Raw genomic sequence first — 15,035 nt, 5'->3', positions numbered from 1 at the left:
AGAGGTGAGCTGATTACGTTATCATTCAACGGGAGCAGCGGCTTGCAGTGTCAGGCCGCTGCTCCTTCGCTTGGACCCCATCCATCCCGAACCTATTTAGCTACATGAAAAAACTGCTTTTCCTTTCTCTGCTCGGCCTGTGCGCCGCCCGCCCGGCCCGGGCGCAGGGCGACAACTACGTTCAGAACTACAAAAAATACGATGGCCTGGCCCTGACTCCGCCCATGGGCTGGAACAGCTGGAACAAGTTTGCCTGCAACGTCGATGAAAATCTGATTAAGCAGGTGGCCGATGCGCTGGTCAGCTCGGGCATGAAAGATGCCGGCTACACGTACATCAACATCGACGATTGCTGGCACGGCGACCGCGACGCGCAGGGCTTCATCCAGCCCGATGCCAAGCGCTTTCCCAGCGGCATGAAGGCCCTGGCCGACTACGTGCATAGCAAAGGCCTCAAGTTTGGGGTGTATTCCGATGCCGGCTCGCAAACCTGCGGCGGCCGGCCCGGCAGCCGTGGCTTCGAGTTTCAGGATGCCCAGATGTACGCCAGCTGGGGCGTGGATTACCTGAAGTACGACTGGTGCAACACCGAAGGCCTGAAGGCCGAAGGCGCGTATAAAACCATCACCGCCGCCCTACGCAAGGCCGGCCGGCCCATGGTGCTCAGCATCTGCGAATGGGGCAACGACAAGCCCTGGACCTGGGGCCAGAGCGTGGGCCACCTCTGGCGCACCACCGGCGACATCTACAACTGCTTCGACTGCGTGCAGGACCACGGCACTTGGAAGTCGTTCGGCGTGATGGCCATTCTCGACAAGCAGGACGGCCTGCGCCAGTACGCCGGCCCCGGCCACTGGAACGACCCCGACATGCTGGAAGTGGGTAACGGCATGGTGGCCAACGAGGACCGCGCCCACTTCACGATGTGGGCCATGCTGGCCGCCCCGCTCATTACCGGCAACGACGTGCGGGCCATGAAACCTGCCACCGTGGCCATTCTCACCGACAAAGAGGCCGTGGCCGTGAACCAGGACCAACTGGGGGTGCAGGGCTTCCGCTACGCCGCCCAGGACAGCCTCGAAACCTGGCTCAAGCCCCTGGCCGGTGGCAAATGGGCCGTTACCTTCCTCAACCGCGCCAAGCGCCCCCGCCCGGTGCGCTTCGACTGGCAAGCCACGCCGGTAGTGGATGAATTGTCGAAGGCCGAGCTGAAAGCGGCCACCACTACCTACAAAGTCCGCAACGTGTGGGCCAAAAAAGACGTGGGCACCACCAAAAAGCCCTTCATGGCCACCGTGCCGGGCCACGACGTGGTGCTGCTGGTGCTGGGCAAGTAGCCCGTTTCCCGACGCAAAGAAGCCGCGCCAGCAATGCTGGCGCGGCTTCTTTGCGTCGGTTACTTATGCGCGACTACTTTAGCTTGCTGCTCACCAGCGTGGTGTAGGTCCGGGCATCGAGGGTGAATTTGGCTTCGCCCCGGCGCACGCGCACTTTGCGCCCGTGCTGCACGGCGCGCTTTTGGTCGGTGGTGTAGGTGTAGAGCTTGTGCAGGGTGGGGGGCAGGCCCGTGAGAGTGACTTCGCGGGTAGCGGCGTTGTTCACCAGATGGAAGGCGTATTGGCCCCGGGCGGCGTCGCCGAGGGCCGCGCAGGTTAGGTTGGGGCGGTCGGTGGTGATGGGCAGGGCGGCCAGGCCGGCGGGCGTGGCGGCCAACTGCTTCAGGTTGTGGAAGCGCTGGGTGGGGTGCAGGGGCGCGTCGTTGCCGAAGATGCCACCACCGGCCAGCGGCGAATAATCCGACGTAAGCTGCCATTGCAGAATGCTGGCCGGCTGGCAGATGTTGAGCAGGCGGGTGTAGAGGCTGATTTCGGCCAGGGCGTAGGTCTCTTCCTCAAACACCGCCGGGTAGCCCCAGGCTTGCGCATCGATGCTGCCCTCGCCCACCAGCAGAGGCAGTTGCAGCTTGGTGGCGGCATCGGCCCATTTTTGCAGCGTCTCGGTGTCCCAGCCCCGCCACGAGTGGAACGACACGGCCCCGATGTAGGGCCGGGCCGCCGCGTCGGTCATCGCCGGGTAAATGAATTCGTAAGAAGTGGCATCCGAATTATCGCCCAGCAGCAGCTTGGTTTTGAGGCCGCGCGAGGCCAGGTAAGCCCCCAGGCCTTTGATGAGCTCGGCGTGCTCTTGCCCGGTCTGGCGCACGTTGATGCCCAGGTCCGATTCGTTGAACGAGAACATGGTTGCCTCCACCCCATACTGCTCCTTGAGGTATACGAGGTAGTCGGCAATGGACTTATAGCTGGCCGCCGTAGCGCTGGTATTCAGTGGGTTGCCCCAAATACCGTTGGGCCCGGGCCCGTTGTGCGCGGGTGGCCCCACGATGGCCCAGTTTGGGGCCGACCACGCCGTGACTACCACCGGCATGCCCAGCTTGCCCAGGCGCTGGGCCATTTCCATCGATTCGCGCACATGCGGATGCAGCTGGCCGGTGCGAGCAAGGGCCGTGGGGTCGGTATTGGCCTCGGGCTGCCAGAATTGCCACGGCATTTCGACACGGCCCCAGGCCACGCGCAGGTTTTTTAGGGCGTAGTCGATGACCAGCGGGTCGCCCTTTGGGTTTTGCAGGCGGAAGTTGCCCCCGAACCCATCGAATGGCCGGCCCGGCCGGGCCGGGTCTACGGCCAGGCGCACGGGCGCACGGTCAATGTCGCCGGTGGCCATCAGGCCAAAGGTTTTTTGGCCGGTCTGTCCCTTGGTAAGGCTGCCAGCTTGCAGGAGCAGGGCTAACTGAAAGGTTTTAGCATCGGGCGAAACCGGGCGGAGCGTGACGAGCGTCGGCTCGGGTAGGCTCAGCTCGACCTGCCGGCCGGGGGCCCGCAGCCGCACCCGGCTGGCCAGCACCGGCGCAACGGGCGCGGCCGTGAGGGCCTGCTGCGCAACCACGGCCCCAGCCGCGTCGAGCAATTCCAGGGTGCCGGCGGCGTAGCCGTCGCGGGATACGCCCAGCGTGAGGGAGGTGCCTTGCAGGGCGCGGTTGGCCAGGGCCTGCCAAGCCACATTCAGGGTAGCCTGGCCGGGCTGGGTATCGGCCACCGTTTCGGTGAAGGCCACGCTGTCAACCACCGTCGTCACGACCTGCTGGCCGTTCTGGCGGATGTATTTGGGGCGTTGGCGCTCCTTGCCAGTGGCCGCGCCACGGGCACCGTTCAGGCCCACTGTGCGCAGGCCGGTTTCGAACTCGAGCAGCTGGCCTTCTACGCGAATGCCGCTGAGGTTACCCCAGGGCTCCAGTACGGCTTGGGCCTGGGCGTGGGGCAGGGCAAAACCCAGCAGCAGGCTGGTGGTGGCCAGCCACCGCCGGCCTGCTGCCGAAATGGAAAGTTGTTGTTTCATAAAAGCGCTAAAGGAGAAAAGTGAGCAGGGGGGCTTAGCGGCCGAAATCGTCTTGCACGCGCACGATATCGTCCTCGTCCGAGGGCTGCCCGGCGTGGGTGTGCTGCCAGATTTCGGCAATTATACCCCAGTCATCGAGCCCTACCAGGCGATGCCGCTCGCCCTGCTTCAGGGTGATAATATCGCCGGGCGCGAACGTTTTCAGGGGGCCTTCCTCGTCGGTGGAGCTCTTTACCACGCCCACGGTGCCTTGCACTACCTTCCAGATTTCGGCACGGCGGTGGTGGTACTGCCAGCTCAGGCGCTGGTGGGGGGCCACCAACAAAATTTTGGGGCTCAGCTGGCCAGAAATGCGCAACTCCTCTACAGGCATGCCGTCGAAATAAATGTCGGCAAATTGCTGGGCCTGGTCTTCGTTTAGCACGAAAAAACCGCCCCAGGGCCGGGTTTGGTCCTGCCGGTCGATGGTGAGGCCCAAGTGGTGGATTTGTTGCGCCGTTTGCTGGAAAAGATGTACTTTAGAAATCGAACTCATGAATGTTAATTGAATGGTAAGCAGTTTGAATGCCAGGTAATTAAGATAAGATGAAGGGCGTCCTGTTGAGCGGAGTCCCAGCCTCTCTAACGCGCCAGTGGTCCATCGATGCAACCGAGCGGTGGAGATGCTTCGGCTGTGCGCAGCAGGATGCACTGCACGGTCTATGACAGAAGGAATAACACTGCTCGGCTACCGTACGGGTGCTAAGCTGGCCTGCGAGCGGTGCAGCGACGACTCGCGGATGAAGAGCTCGGGCTTGAGGATGAGGTGGGGCGGCACGTAGGCCGGGCCCCGTTTGAGCAGTTGCAGGAACAGCCGCACGGCGGTTTCGCCCATTTGCTCGGGGCGTTGGTCGACCACCGTGATGTGTGGCTGGGTCATGGCCGTGAAGGGGTCGTTGCTGAAGCAGGCCACGGCGATGTCCTGCGGCACGCGGAGTCCCTGCTCGCGCAGCACCTCCAACGCCCCCACCGTGGGAATGGCGTAAGCGGCAAACACGGCATCGAGCGAGGCGTCGAGCGCCAGCAAGTGCTGCATCCCCAGCCGGCCGGCTTCGTTCGTCAGGGCGGGCAGGGCATACGTCCATTCCTCCTCGTAGGGCAGGCTGTGGGCGCGCAGGGCCTCACGGTAGCCGAGGTAGCGGTTGCGGGTGGTGTTCAGGTGCTGCGGACCGGCTAAGTGGGCAATGCGGGAGCAGCCCTGAGCGATGAGGTGTGCCACGGCTTGATACGCGCCCTGAAAGTCGTCCAGAATCACAGCCATGCTGTGCGGGAGCTCGGGCACACGGTCGAAAAACACCAGTGGAATGCCCTGCCGCCGGACTTGCTCAAAATGCTGTAAGTCGAGCTGCGTTGTGGCCGATACGGAGATGAGAATGCCTTCCACCTGCGCGTCGAGCAGGGTTTCCACGTTGCGCTGCTCCCGCGCCAACTCTTCGTTGGACTGGCACAGCAGCACGTTGAAGCCCTCGCGGGTGGCCACCTGTTCGATGCCGTTCATCACGGCCGGAAAAAAATAGCCCTTGATGTGCGGCACAATCACGCCCAGCGTTTTGCTATGGCCTTTGCGCAGAGCGGCAGCCAGCTGGTTGGGCCGGTAGCTCAGCTCCTGCGCCAGCTGCCGCACGCGCTGTTTAGTGGCTTCGCTGATGTCCTTGTGGCCGGCCAGGGCCCGCGACACGGTGGAAATGGACAGGTTGAGCTGCTGCGCCAGGTCGCGAATGGACGTTTGCTGTCTTCTAGCGGCCATGGGGGAAATGTTAATAGAATGGGAGCATCGCCTGCACTACGCCGGTACTGCCGCCGCGTGGCGGCTGCCGCGCAGCCCATACCACACGATGTACAGGTAGCACAGCACCGGCAGCAGCAGGGCCAGACGCAGGCCGCCGTGGTCGGCCACCACGCCAAACAGCATGGGCACCAGGGCGCCGCCCACCACGGCCGTACACAGCAGGCCGGAGCCTTCCTCGGTGTGCCGCCCCAGCCCCGAGAGGGCCAGCGGAAAAATTACCGGCCACATAATGGAGTTCATCAAGCCTACGGCCAGCAGGCTCCACATGGCTACTTCGCCGGTGGTGTTGATGGAAACCAGGACCAAAACGGCTGCCGACACGGCGTTGAAAGTCAATATTTTGGCGGGGGAAAACTTGTTGAGCAGGTAAGCCCCCAGGAAGCGGCCCACCATGGCCGCACCCCAATAAAACGAAACCCGGTTGCCGGCCGCTTCCGGGGCCAGCCCCATCACATCGGGCAGGGCCAGGTAGTTGACGAGGTGCGAGCCAATGGCCACTTCGGCCCCCACGTAGGCAAAAATGCCCACCACCCCGAGCACCAGATGCCGGTAGTTCCAGGCCCGCGTCGAGCCCACGGCCACGTCGCCGGCAGCTTCGGTGGCCAGCTCAATCTGCGGCAGGTTCACCCGGCTCAGCATCAGGCTGATGAGCAGCAGTACCGAGCCAATTATCAGGTAAGGAATCTGTACGGCTGTGACATCGATGGCCGCCGCGCTGGCGGCGGTATTCAGCTTGGGCAGGTGGCTCAGAATGAGGGCGCTGCCGAGCAGCGGGGCCAGCGAGGTGCCCAGCGAGTTGAACGCCTGCGTGAGCGTGAGCCGCGCCGCCGCCGAGCGGGCCGGCCCCAGAATGGCCACGTACGGGTTGGCGGCTACCTGCAAAATGGTGATGCCCGACGCCAGCACGAACAGCGCGCCCAGAAACAACCCGTACACCCGCTGCGCCGCCGCCGGATAAAACAGGTAGGCCCCCAGCGCCGCCACGGCAAAGCCCATGAGCATGCCGCGCTTGTAGCCCACCCGCGCCACCAGCCACCCGGCCGGGATGCTCATAAAAAAGTAAGCCCCAAAAAAGCACAGGTTAATCAGGTTGGCCTGCGCGAAGCTTAGCTGAAAAATGGCTTTCAGGTACGGAATCAGGATGTCGTTAAGACAAGTGATAAAGCCCCACAGGAAAAACAGGGTGGTCACGGCGCTCAGCGCCGTGGTGTAGCGCGGTTGCGTGCCAGTGTCCGTGGCAGACGAAGGGGTCAGAGTAGGGGAGATGGAAGCCATAAGAACAAGCCGAATTAAAAGGAAGATAAAGGAAAGAAGGGACTGTTTAACAGCGGGCTTAGTGCCCGCCCGAGCCCGACGGAACGGCGGAAACGGCGCTTTGGGCCACCGGGCCGCCCGCGTAGCGGAACCGCTTGGTCTGCGAGCCCACGCGCAGGGTAAAGTAGCCGTCTTCCAGTCTCGGCAGGCCATCGGGACCGGGGTAGCTCAGATGCGGGCGCGGCTGGATGTCGAACGTCAGCTCGCGGGTTTCGCCGGGCTGGAATGTTGGCTTCTCGAAATGCTTGAGCAGACGCACGGGGCGCGTGATGCGACCCACCTCATCGGTCAGGAACCACAGCACCGCTTCTTTGCCGGCGCGCGGGCCGGTGTTGGTGACGCGCACGGTGGCCCGCACCGTGCCCGCGCTGTCCACGATGGAATCGGAGAGCTGCAGGTTGGAGTAGCGGAAGGTGCTGTAGCTCAGGCCATCGCCAAACTCGGTGAGCATGGCGGCCTGGTACTTGGGCCCGCGCTGCTCGAATCCCGCGCCAAAGTCGCTCAACTCCAGGCTGTTCTCGTTGTTGTCGTGGTGGTAGTTCGAGATGTGGCCGGCAAACTGCGGGTAGGTGAAGGGCAGCTTGCCGCTCGGGTTCACTCGGCCGCTGATGATTTCGGCCAGGGCCTGGCCCCCGCCAAAACCGGGCAGCCCGGCCCACAGAATGGCACTGGCCCCACCCGCTACCGCCCGGATGATGGTGGGCCGACCCCCAATCATGACGAGCACCGTGGGCTTGCCCGCGCCTTGCGCCGCGCGCACCAGCTGCAGCTGGTCGTCGGGCAGGGTCAGGTCGCTGCTGTTGCCGATGCCTTCGGCGTAGGGCCACTCACCCAGTGCCAGCACAATGGCATCGGCGCGTTGGGCGGCGGCCAGCACCTTCGGCAAGGCCAGCCGGCCGGTGGCGGTTTGGTAGGGCACGGTTTCTACCTGCGCGTTGGGAAATTCCTTTTTGAGGGCCGCGAAAATCGTTAGCACTTCCTTTGGATATGCTTCTTCGGCGCGGCCCTGCCAGGCCAGCGTCCAGCCGCCGGCGAGGTTGGCGCGCGAGTCGGCCGAGGGCCCTACCACCAGCAGGCGCTTCATGGTGGTGGCCAGGGGCAGGGTGCTTTGCTCGTTTTTGAGCAGCACCACCGATTCGCGGGCCGCTTCCAGTGCCTGCTGCTTTAGCGCAGGGTCTCCGATGCGGGCCAGGCGGTCGGCGCGCGGCATGGGCGTGTCGAACAGGCCGATATCGTCCTTCATCTGCAGCACCCGGCCCGCCGATAAGTCGATGCGCTCCGGGGTCAGGCGGCCTTCCTGCACGAGCTCCTTCACAATGCGGCAGAAGTTGGTGTTGTAAGGCGTCATGGCCATGTCGATGCCCGCGTCGAGGCACATAAACGTGGCTTCCTTCTCGTTAACAGCCGTTTTCTGCACCGTCACCAATCGGATAATGTCCTGCCAGTCGGTCACGGCCACACCTTTGAAGCCCATTTGCCGGCGCAGCAAATCAGTGAGAATGGCCTTGGACGAATGCACCGGCTCGCCGTTGATTTCGCCCGAGTTCACCATAATGGATTTCAGGCCCGCATCGATGGCCGCCTGAAACGAGGGCCGGAAAAACTCCTGCAGGCGCTGGTCGGGAATGAGGGCGTTGGTGCGGTCCCAGCCGTTGCGCGGGTCCGAGTAGCCAAGAAAATGCTTGCCGCAAGCCGCCACTTTCTCGGGCAGAATGTCCTGGTTTTCCTGGAGCTCTTTTATGTAGGCGGCACCCATTACGGACGCTACCAGCGGGTCTTCGCCGTAGGTTTCGTACAGGCGCGGCCAGTACACGTTCACGCCCAGGTCCAGCACCGGCGCAAACACCCAACGGTGCCCCAGGTCGGCCGATTCCAGTACCGTGGCGCGGGCCTCCTGCTGCGCGAATACCGGGTTGAAAGTGGCCCCCAGGTTCAGGTTGTGCGGAAAAATAGCCGACCCCGACACGTAGCTGGCCCCGTGCATGTGGTCGACGCCGTAGATGATGGGGATGTGCAGCCGCGACTCGCGCAGGGCAATGCGCTGCATGGCCGCCAGGTACTTAATCCACTGCGCGGGCGGCACGGCCTCGCCGTTCAGGAACGAACCCACATGATAATTCCGGATAAAAGGCACCAGCTTGGCCGAGTCCAGGGTCACGTCTTTCTGCTGCCCCGTGTGGTTAACGGTGGCGTTGGTGAGCTGGGTCATCTGCCCGATTTTCTCTTCCAGTGTCATCTGCCGGAGCAGGGCGGCCACGCGCGGGCTCCATTGCGGGGCGGCGGGCATAGAAGCGGCGGTGCTGGTAGCCGGCTGGGCAATGGCGGGCGGCGCGGCCACGCCGGCGCGCTGGCAGGCCCCGGCCAGCAGCACGGCTCCGATAAAGAGCGGCAAGGCCACTTTTTTCGGGGTGTTGACATGTGGGTAAGGCAAGGTAAACATCGGCGGGAAAGTAAAAAACCGTGATTTAAAATGCGTCCACCAGCGAGCGCACCACTAACTGCTTGCGCAGCTCCTCCAAGGTTATCGGGCCCTGGCTTTTAAAGGTCAGCTCCTTCTTTTCGCCGGGCAGCAGGTCGAAGAAGTTATCCGCAAACACGCCGTCCCGCTCGCGTAGGCCGAGGTGGACTTCGCGGGCCAGGGTTTTGCTTTGCAGCGTCACCTGAAAGGTGCTGTCGGTGGCCTGCTGCCAGGTGGCGGCGATGGCCGGCTGGGGCAGGGCCATGTCCTTCGGAATGGCGAAGTAGTAGGTATTGGTGCTCAGGGCCGGGCCGGTGGCGGGCAGCAGCTCGCAGCTGAGCACCACTTTCCTGGGGTCGTTTTTGCCCAGCAGCTTGCTGCGCGGAATATCGAGGTACACCTTGCTGGTGAGGGGCTCGATTTGCACGGCGGCGGTTTGGGCAAACAGGCTGCGGCCGTTGAAATCGAGCAGGCGCACCTGTAGCTTGGCCGGCAGGTCCGTGGTTTTGTCCGACACCACGTAGAAGCGCACGTTGCCGTCTTCCTCGTGGGGGCTCACCAGCACGTCGGCATAAAAGCGTTTGGCGAAGTATTGCAGCGCCTTCCAACGTCCGTAGTAGTCGATGGATGCCCACGAAGCCACGCCCCAGCAGTCCTCCAGCTGCCAGTACATCGAGCCCATGGTGCGGGGCCGGTTGCGGCGCAAGTGTTCGGCGCTCAGCTTGATGGCGTGGGCCTGCAACACCTGGCTCACGTACAGAAAAGACTCAAAATCCTTGGGCTCCTTATAATCGCGCAGCAGGTATTCTTTCAGGCGGGGGTTGCCCACCATGCTGCGCTGGTGCTCGCGCATCACCGGCGACATGATGTCGCGGTCGGCCGGCGTGGTAAACTGGGCCACCGATTTTAGCTCCGGGAACGACTGGAAACCGTACTCGCTCATGAAGCGGGGCAGTTGCTTTTCGTAGTCGTCAATGGGGGCCGTACCGCCCCACACGTTCCAGTAGTGCATGTCGCCGTTGGTTTGCGAGCCGGGTAGGTCCTCGAACTCGGCCGACGGGCTCGACGACATGTAGGGCCGCGTGGGATCTTCGGCTTTGAGCACGGTCGGAATCAGGTCGCGGTAAAGCTTGAGGTAGTTGCCCCACACCTCGTTTTTGAACGGCCCGTTTTTCACCGGTACGCCCCAGTCCTGCCAAGCTGACTCGTTCTCGTTGTTGCCCACCCAGTTCGACAGGCTTGGGTGGTCGCGCAGGCGGCGCACCTGGTAGGTGATTTCTTCCCGCACGTTGTCGGTAAACTCCTTATTGCCCGGGTAAAATGAACAGGCGAACAGGAAATCCTGCCACAGCAAAATTCCCATCTCGTCGCAGGTTTCGTAGAAATACTCGTTTTCATAGATGCCACCGCCCCACACACGCAGCATGTTCATGTTGCAGTCTTTGGCGGCTTGCAGCAGCCGGTGGTACTTGGCATTCGTGACGCGAGTAGGGAAAATATCGGCCGGAATCCAGTTCGCGCCCTTGGCAAAAATCGGAATCCCGTTCACCACGAACTCGAACGACTTGCCGTACTGGTCGTGCTCGCGGCGCAGTTGCAAGGTGCGCAGGCCGGTGCGGGTTTTCAGCTCGTCGAGGGGCCGGCCGGCTTGCAGCAGCCGCGCCCGAAACGTGTAGAGCGGCTGCGCCCCGTAGCCGGCCGGGTACCACAGCTGCGGATTATCGAGGTGCAGTTCGGCCGTGAGGGTGTGGCGGTTGGGTTGGAGCGTTACTTTCTGCTCGCTGCGCGGGCCGGCGGTCTGGCCATCGGGGCCAATGGTTTCCACCACCAGCGTGGCCTCGCGGCCGGCGTTGGAGGCTCCCTCGTAGGTCACCTCCAGGCCCAGGTCGGCGGCTTGCTTGCTGAGCTGCCGCTGCACCACATGCACGTTGCTGAGGCGGGCGGCATCCCAGGCTTCGAGCTGCACGGGCTGCCAGATGCCGGAGGTCACGAAGCGCGGGCCCCAGTCCCAACCGTATTGGTAGGGGGCCTTGCGGGTGTAGGGGCTCAGCACGGGCCCTTTGTCGCCCACAAAGCCCATTGCCTGCTCGTCGTTGATGGCAAACAGGTCGTAGCCGTACTTTTTAGGCAGGCCAGCCACCTCGTTCAGCGGCGAGCGAAAATGCACGCGCAGGCGGTTTTCGCCGGACTTCAGCTGGGGCTTCACATTGGCCCGCCACTCCCGAAACATGTTGTCGGTGTGCAGAATGGCTACGTCGTTCAGCGTCACGTCGGCGTAGGTGTCAAGGCCTTTAAACACTAGCTCTAGGTTGCTGCGCTGCAACGTGGCCGGGGCCACCGTGAACGTGGTTTCGTAGTCCCAGTCGACCTTGCCAATCCACTGCTGCTTCATCTCGTTGTCGCGGTACAGGGGGTCTTCTATCTGCTTAGTGGCCAGCAGGTCGGTATGCACGCAGCCGGGCACGGTGGCCGGGGCCCAGTTTTCTTTGCCCACCTGCCGGAAGCGCCAGCCGGCATTGAGCGAGGTGGTAGTTTTGCCGCCTGTTGCGGAAGTACTGACGGATTGGGCCACGGCCGGCCCTACGAGCAATAGGCCGAGCAGAACGCCGGCCAATTTGCGCCGGAAATGTACGGGTGGGAGCATAGAAAGGAGTTTTTTCACGAGAAGCAAAGAAAGAAGACGCGCCAGCCGGGCCGGCGACCACCGCTGGAACCAAGCCTACCGCAGGCCCGCCACAAAGGCTTCCAGGACTGCCGGCATGAGCACATTGCAAAGCTAAAAGGTTTTAGCAATTACAAACGTTTGCGGCTACACTTTTTTCAGGGGCTACTGCTACTTGCATAGCTCAGCCCATCGAATTGCAAAGCCTGTATTTATGCATAAAATATTTACCATCAGCAATATAACCTTGGTTTAAGTATTCTTCACGCGGGTCCGAAACTAGCATCCACGTCTAATCTGCGCCCAAAATTCCGCAACAGTTGCATAAGCCGAGCGTTAGAAATGATGGAGGATGAGCGACTGCCACCACCTAAGCCCCCGGAAAATTCCCCGGACCCTTAGCTCCCGACAGGTCCTTTAGTGGTCCAGCCAAAGGCTCGGCACAGCCTCCTGCACAATCAATAATAACCAGTGGCGGGCGCTATTCGAAAAAAAAGCCACATATTAGCTTGCAAATACGTTTTAGCAGGCTGCCGTACGTTGAGAAATCGAGAAGCAAAGCGAAGATTGAAAAACCCATTCCTTAAGAAAGCAGCTTCGGTTGGCTGGCGGCCCACGGCCGATGCTTCTTGTTGCCAACATCACCAAGCCGCCCGGCTTGCCTACCTGCAAACGTTTGTTTGTCAGCACTGCGGATAGGCGTTCGCTTCGCAAAGCGGACGCTTTCCATCCATTACGGCCCGTTCACTTCCATCCTTCATGCTTGTAAAATACCTGCTTGCGCTCTCTTTCGGTTTGCCGCCCGCCGTCGTTACGGCAGCCGTGCGCGTGCCGCCCCTGGTAGGCGACCACATGGTGCTGCAACGCGACCAGCCGCTGGCCGTCTGGGGCTGGGCGGAGCCAGGCGAAAAAATTACCGTTGATTTTCGGCAACGCACGGTTTCGGTGGTAACCCCCACGAGCGGCCGGTGGCAGGCCACGCTGCCCGCTACCGGCAGCGGCGGACCGTTTGTGATGACCATTAAGGGGACAAATACCCTTATCATCAACGATATTCTGGTGGGCGATGTGTGGCTAGCCTCGGGCCAGTCGAACATGGAGCTACCGCTGCGCGACCCCAATGCCCCCAAGCCCGGCGCTTACCCTCTGATTAACAACGCCGAGCAAGAAGTCGCCCAGGCTAATTTCCCGCAAATCCGGCAGTTCACCGTCAAGAAGCAGCCCGCCGCGCAGCCCCAGGCCACTGTGGACGGCTACAACTGGCGGGTGTGCAGCCCCCAAACGGCAGCCGGTTTCTCAGCCGTGGCCTACTTCTTCGCCCGCGATTTGTACCAGCGCTACCACGTCCCGATTGGCATCATCAGCAGCCCCTGGGGTGGCACGCCGGCCGAGGCCTGGGTAGGAGGAAGCACCTTGCTCCAACAGCCCGATTTCAAGGAGAAAGTAGCGATGCTGCAAACCGCGCCCGTCCCGGCTTTGCTCGAAAAAGACCCTCAGAACACACCTACTGCCTCGTTCAACGGCATGATTGCGCCCCTGATTCCGTACACGCTGAAGGGTATTATCTGGTACCAGGGCGAGAGTAACGTGGGCCGGGCGGCGCAGTACCACACCCTGTTCCCGGCCATGATTCAGGACTGGCGGCAGCGCTGGGGGCGGGAGTTGCCCTTCCTGTTCGTACAGTTGGCCAACTGGCAGCCCGCCCAGACCCAGCCCACCGACTCGGACTGGGCGCGGCTGCGCGAGGCTCAAACCGCCGCGCTGGCGCTGCCCCGCACGGGCATGGCCGTAGCTATTGACCTGGGCGATGCCGTCGATATTCACCCCGCCAACAAGCAGGACGTAGGACACCGCCTAGCGCTGGTAGCGCGCTCCGTGGCATATGGCGATAAGCTGGTGGTGGCCGCCGGGCCGTTATTGAAAAAAATGCAGGTGCAAGGCAATACCATGCGGCTTGATTTTGAGCAAGTTGGCTCCGGACTCGTGCTGCAGGCTGGAGCCGGGCTGCCGGCCGCGCCCGGCGGCCTGCGCGGCTTTGCCCTGGCTGGGGCCAACCGGCAGTTTCACTGGGCCAACGGCACGGTGCAAGGCAACACCCTGCTGCTGAGCAGCCCTGAAGTGCCCGCCCCGGTGGCAGTGCGCTACGACTGGGCCGACAACCCCAACGGCAACCTCTACAACCGGGAGGGCCTGCCGGCCGCGCCTTTTCGCACCGATACTTGGTAGGCCGGCTGCCTGCCCCCCCCGCATTTTCATGAAAAAGCTCTTCCTTGCCTTATTGTTGTTATGCACGCGCCCGGCCTTTTGCCGCTCCGCCGATAAATTCTATCCGGCCGATGACAAGCTCATTCAATATGTGGGCCGCGTCGATTTTTCGGATGCCCGCAAGCCCCGGTTCTGGTCGCCGGGCGTGTACGTCACGCTGCGTTTTCGGGGGCCGTCATGCACGGTTAGCCTCAACGATGAGATGCTGTATGGCAAGAATCACAACTACATCGAGGTTGTGCTGGATGGCCAGCCGCGCCGGCTGCAATTGACTGAAAAAACCAACGTGCTCCCCCTGGGCACTGGCCTAGCCGATACCGAGCACACTCTAGTCGTTTGCAAGAACACGGAGTCGAACATCGGTTACCTGGAATTTGTGGGCATCAGGTGCCGGCAGCTGCTGCCACCGCCCGCGCTGCCCCGCCGCAAAATCGAGTTCATCGGCAACTCCATCACATGCGGCACGGGCAGCGACCTTTCGGAAGTACCTTGTGGCCAAGGAGTGTGGCACGACCAGCACAACGCCTACCTGGCCTATGGGCCCACGGTGGCCCGCTCGCTGGGCGCACAATGGGCGCTCACCGCCGTGTCGGGCATTGGCCTGATGCATAGCTGCTGCGGCATGGACGTGGTGATGCCCCAGGTGTTCGACAAAGTGAGCCTGAGGGAAAATAAGATAGCCTGGGATTTTGCCCGCTATCAGCCCGACGTAGTGACCGTCTGTTTGGGTCAGAATGATGGTATTCAGGATTCTACAACGTTTTGCTTGAATTACGGACAATTCCTCCAGACCCTGCGTCAGTATTATCCAAAGGCCGAAATTGTGTGCCTGACCAGCCCCATGGGCGATGCCCGGCTCACAGCCGTGCTCCGGAATTACTTGGCCAGCATCGTGCGCACAGCCGGGGCGCGGGGCGACCAGAAAGTGCATAGCTTCTACTTCGCCCGCCGCTATACTGCCGGGTGCGACAGCCACCCCAGCCTGGCCGAGCACCAACTCATTGCTGCCGAGCTAAAGGCTTATATCCAGTCGATTACCGGCTGGTAGGCTCATTTGTTGCCTCACCCTCCCATACCGAAAACAACTACTATGGAAAAATTAACAACCATTTATC

Annotated in this window: 9 protein-coding genes; 3 read left to right on the top strand and 6 right to left on the bottom strand. The window is 62.2% G+C overall.

Features of this window, described 5'->3' with window-relative positions; translation table 11 throughout:
• The first annotated feature begins 104 nt into the window (after window positions 1-104).
• Complete coding sequence (locus ACVWYF_RS21795; RefSeq protein WP_457072175.1) at window positions 105-1,337, top strand: glycoside hydrolase family 27 protein; 1,233 nt, start codon at window positions 105-107, stop codon at window positions 1,335-1,337.
• Between the two features lie 73 nt (window positions 1,338-1,410).
• Here ACVWYF_RS21795 and ACVWYF_RS21790 read toward each other — a convergent pair whose 3' ends face one another.
• The 6 genes from ACVWYF_RS21790 to ACVWYF_RS21765 all read right to left on the bottom strand — a co-directional run bounded on the left by ACVWYF_RS21790 (window position 1,411) and on the right by ACVWYF_RS21765 (window position 11,655).
• Complete coding sequence (locus tag ACVWYF_RS21790; RefSeq protein ID WP_457072173.1) at window positions 1,411-3,393, bottom strand: hypothetical protein; 1,983 nt, start codon at window positions 3,391-3,393, stop codon at window positions 1,411-1,413.
• Window positions 3,394-3,427: 34 nt separating this feature from the next.
• Window positions 3,428-3,928, bottom strand: a complete 501-nt coding sequence (locus tag ACVWYF_RS21785) for a phosphoheptose isomerase (RefSeq protein ID WP_457072171.1) — start codon at window positions 3,926-3,928, stop codon at window positions 3,428-3,430.
• A gap of 192 nt (window positions 3,929-4,120) precedes the next feature.
• Complete coding sequence (locus ACVWYF_RS21780) at window positions 4,121-5,179, bottom strand: LacI family DNA-binding transcriptional regulator (protein WP_457072169.1); 1,059 nt, start codon at window positions 5,177-5,179, stop codon at window positions 4,121-4,123.
• Window positions 5,180-5,215: 36 nt separating this feature from the next.
• Entirely contained in the window at window positions 5,216-6,496 is a 1,281-nt protein-coding gene (locus tag ACVWYF_RS21775) for a sugar MFS transporter (RefSeq protein ID WP_457072167.1), read from the bottom strand.
• 58 nt (window positions 6,497-6,554) lie between these two features.
• Complete coding sequence (locus ACVWYF_RS21770; RefSeq protein WP_457072165.1) at window positions 6,555-8,975, bottom strand: glycoside hydrolase family 3 N-terminal domain-containing protein; 2,421 nt, start codon at window positions 8,973-8,975, stop codon at window positions 6,555-6,557.
• A gap of 25 nt (window positions 8,976-9,000) precedes the next feature.
• Entirely contained in the window at window positions 9,001-11,655 is a 2,655-nt protein-coding gene (locus tag ACVWYF_RS21765) for a beta-mannosidase (RefSeq protein WP_457072163.1), read from the bottom strand.
• A 759-nt stretch (window positions 11,656-12,414) separates the two neighbouring features.
• Between ACVWYF_RS21765 and ACVWYF_RS21760 the strand changes: the two genes are divergently transcribed.
• The gene (locus ACVWYF_RS21760) at window positions 12,415-13,881 is read left to right on the top strand and encodes a sialate O-acetylesterase (RefSeq protein WP_457072161.1); all 1,467 of its coding nucleotides are present in this window, start codon (window positions 12,415-12,417) and stop codon (window positions 13,879-13,881) included.
• A gap of 28 nt (window positions 13,882-13,909) precedes the next feature.
• On the top strand, window positions 13,910-14,968 hold the full coding sequence (locus ACVWYF_RS21755; protein ID WP_457072159.1) for an SGNH/GDSL hydrolase family protein: 1,059 nt from the start codon (window positions 13,910-13,912) through the stop codon (window positions 14,966-14,968).
• Window positions 14,969-15,035 lie beyond the last annotated feature (67 nt).

The organism is Hymenobacter sp. UYAg731 (assembly GCF_054061335.1).
The sequence above is the reverse complement of the archived record's forward strand: the minus strand, read 5'-3'. Positions and strand labels throughout refer to the sequence as shown.

Excerpts from the sequence above, each read along its gene's own strand:
- ACVWYF_RS21795 (WP_457072175.1), top strand. The coding sequence starts at position 105 with ATGAAAAAACTGCTTTTCCTTTCTCTGCTCGGCCTGTGCGCCGCCCGC.
- ACVWYF_RS21790 (WP_457072173.1), bottom strand. The coding sequence starts at position 3,393 with ATGAAACAACAACTTTCCATTTCGGCAGCAGGCCGGCGGTGGCTGGCC.
- ACVWYF_RS21785 (WP_457072171.1), bottom strand. The coding sequence starts at position 3,928 with ATGAGTTCGATTTCTAAAGTACATCTTTTCCAGCAAACGGCGCAACAA.
- ACVWYF_RS21780 (WP_457072169.1), bottom strand. The coding sequence starts at position 5,179 with ATGGCCGCTAGAAGACAGCAAACGTCCATTCGCGACCTGGCGCAGCAG.
- ACVWYF_RS21775 (WP_457072167.1), bottom strand. The coding sequence starts at position 6,496 with ATGGCTTCCATCTCCCCTACTCTGACCCCTTCGTCTGCCACGGACACT.
- ACVWYF_RS21770 (WP_457072165.1), bottom strand. The coding sequence starts at position 8,975 with ATGTTTACCTTGCCTTACCCACATGTCAACACCCCGAAAAAAGTGGCC.
- ACVWYF_RS21760 (WP_457072161.1), top strand. The coding sequence starts at position 12,415 with ATGCTTGTAAAATACCTGCTTGCGCTCTCTTTCGGTTTGCCGCCCGCC.
- ACVWYF_RS21755 (WP_457072159.1), top strand. The coding sequence starts at position 13,910 with ATGAAAAAGCTCTTCCTTGCCTTATTGTTGTTATGCACGCGCCCGGCC.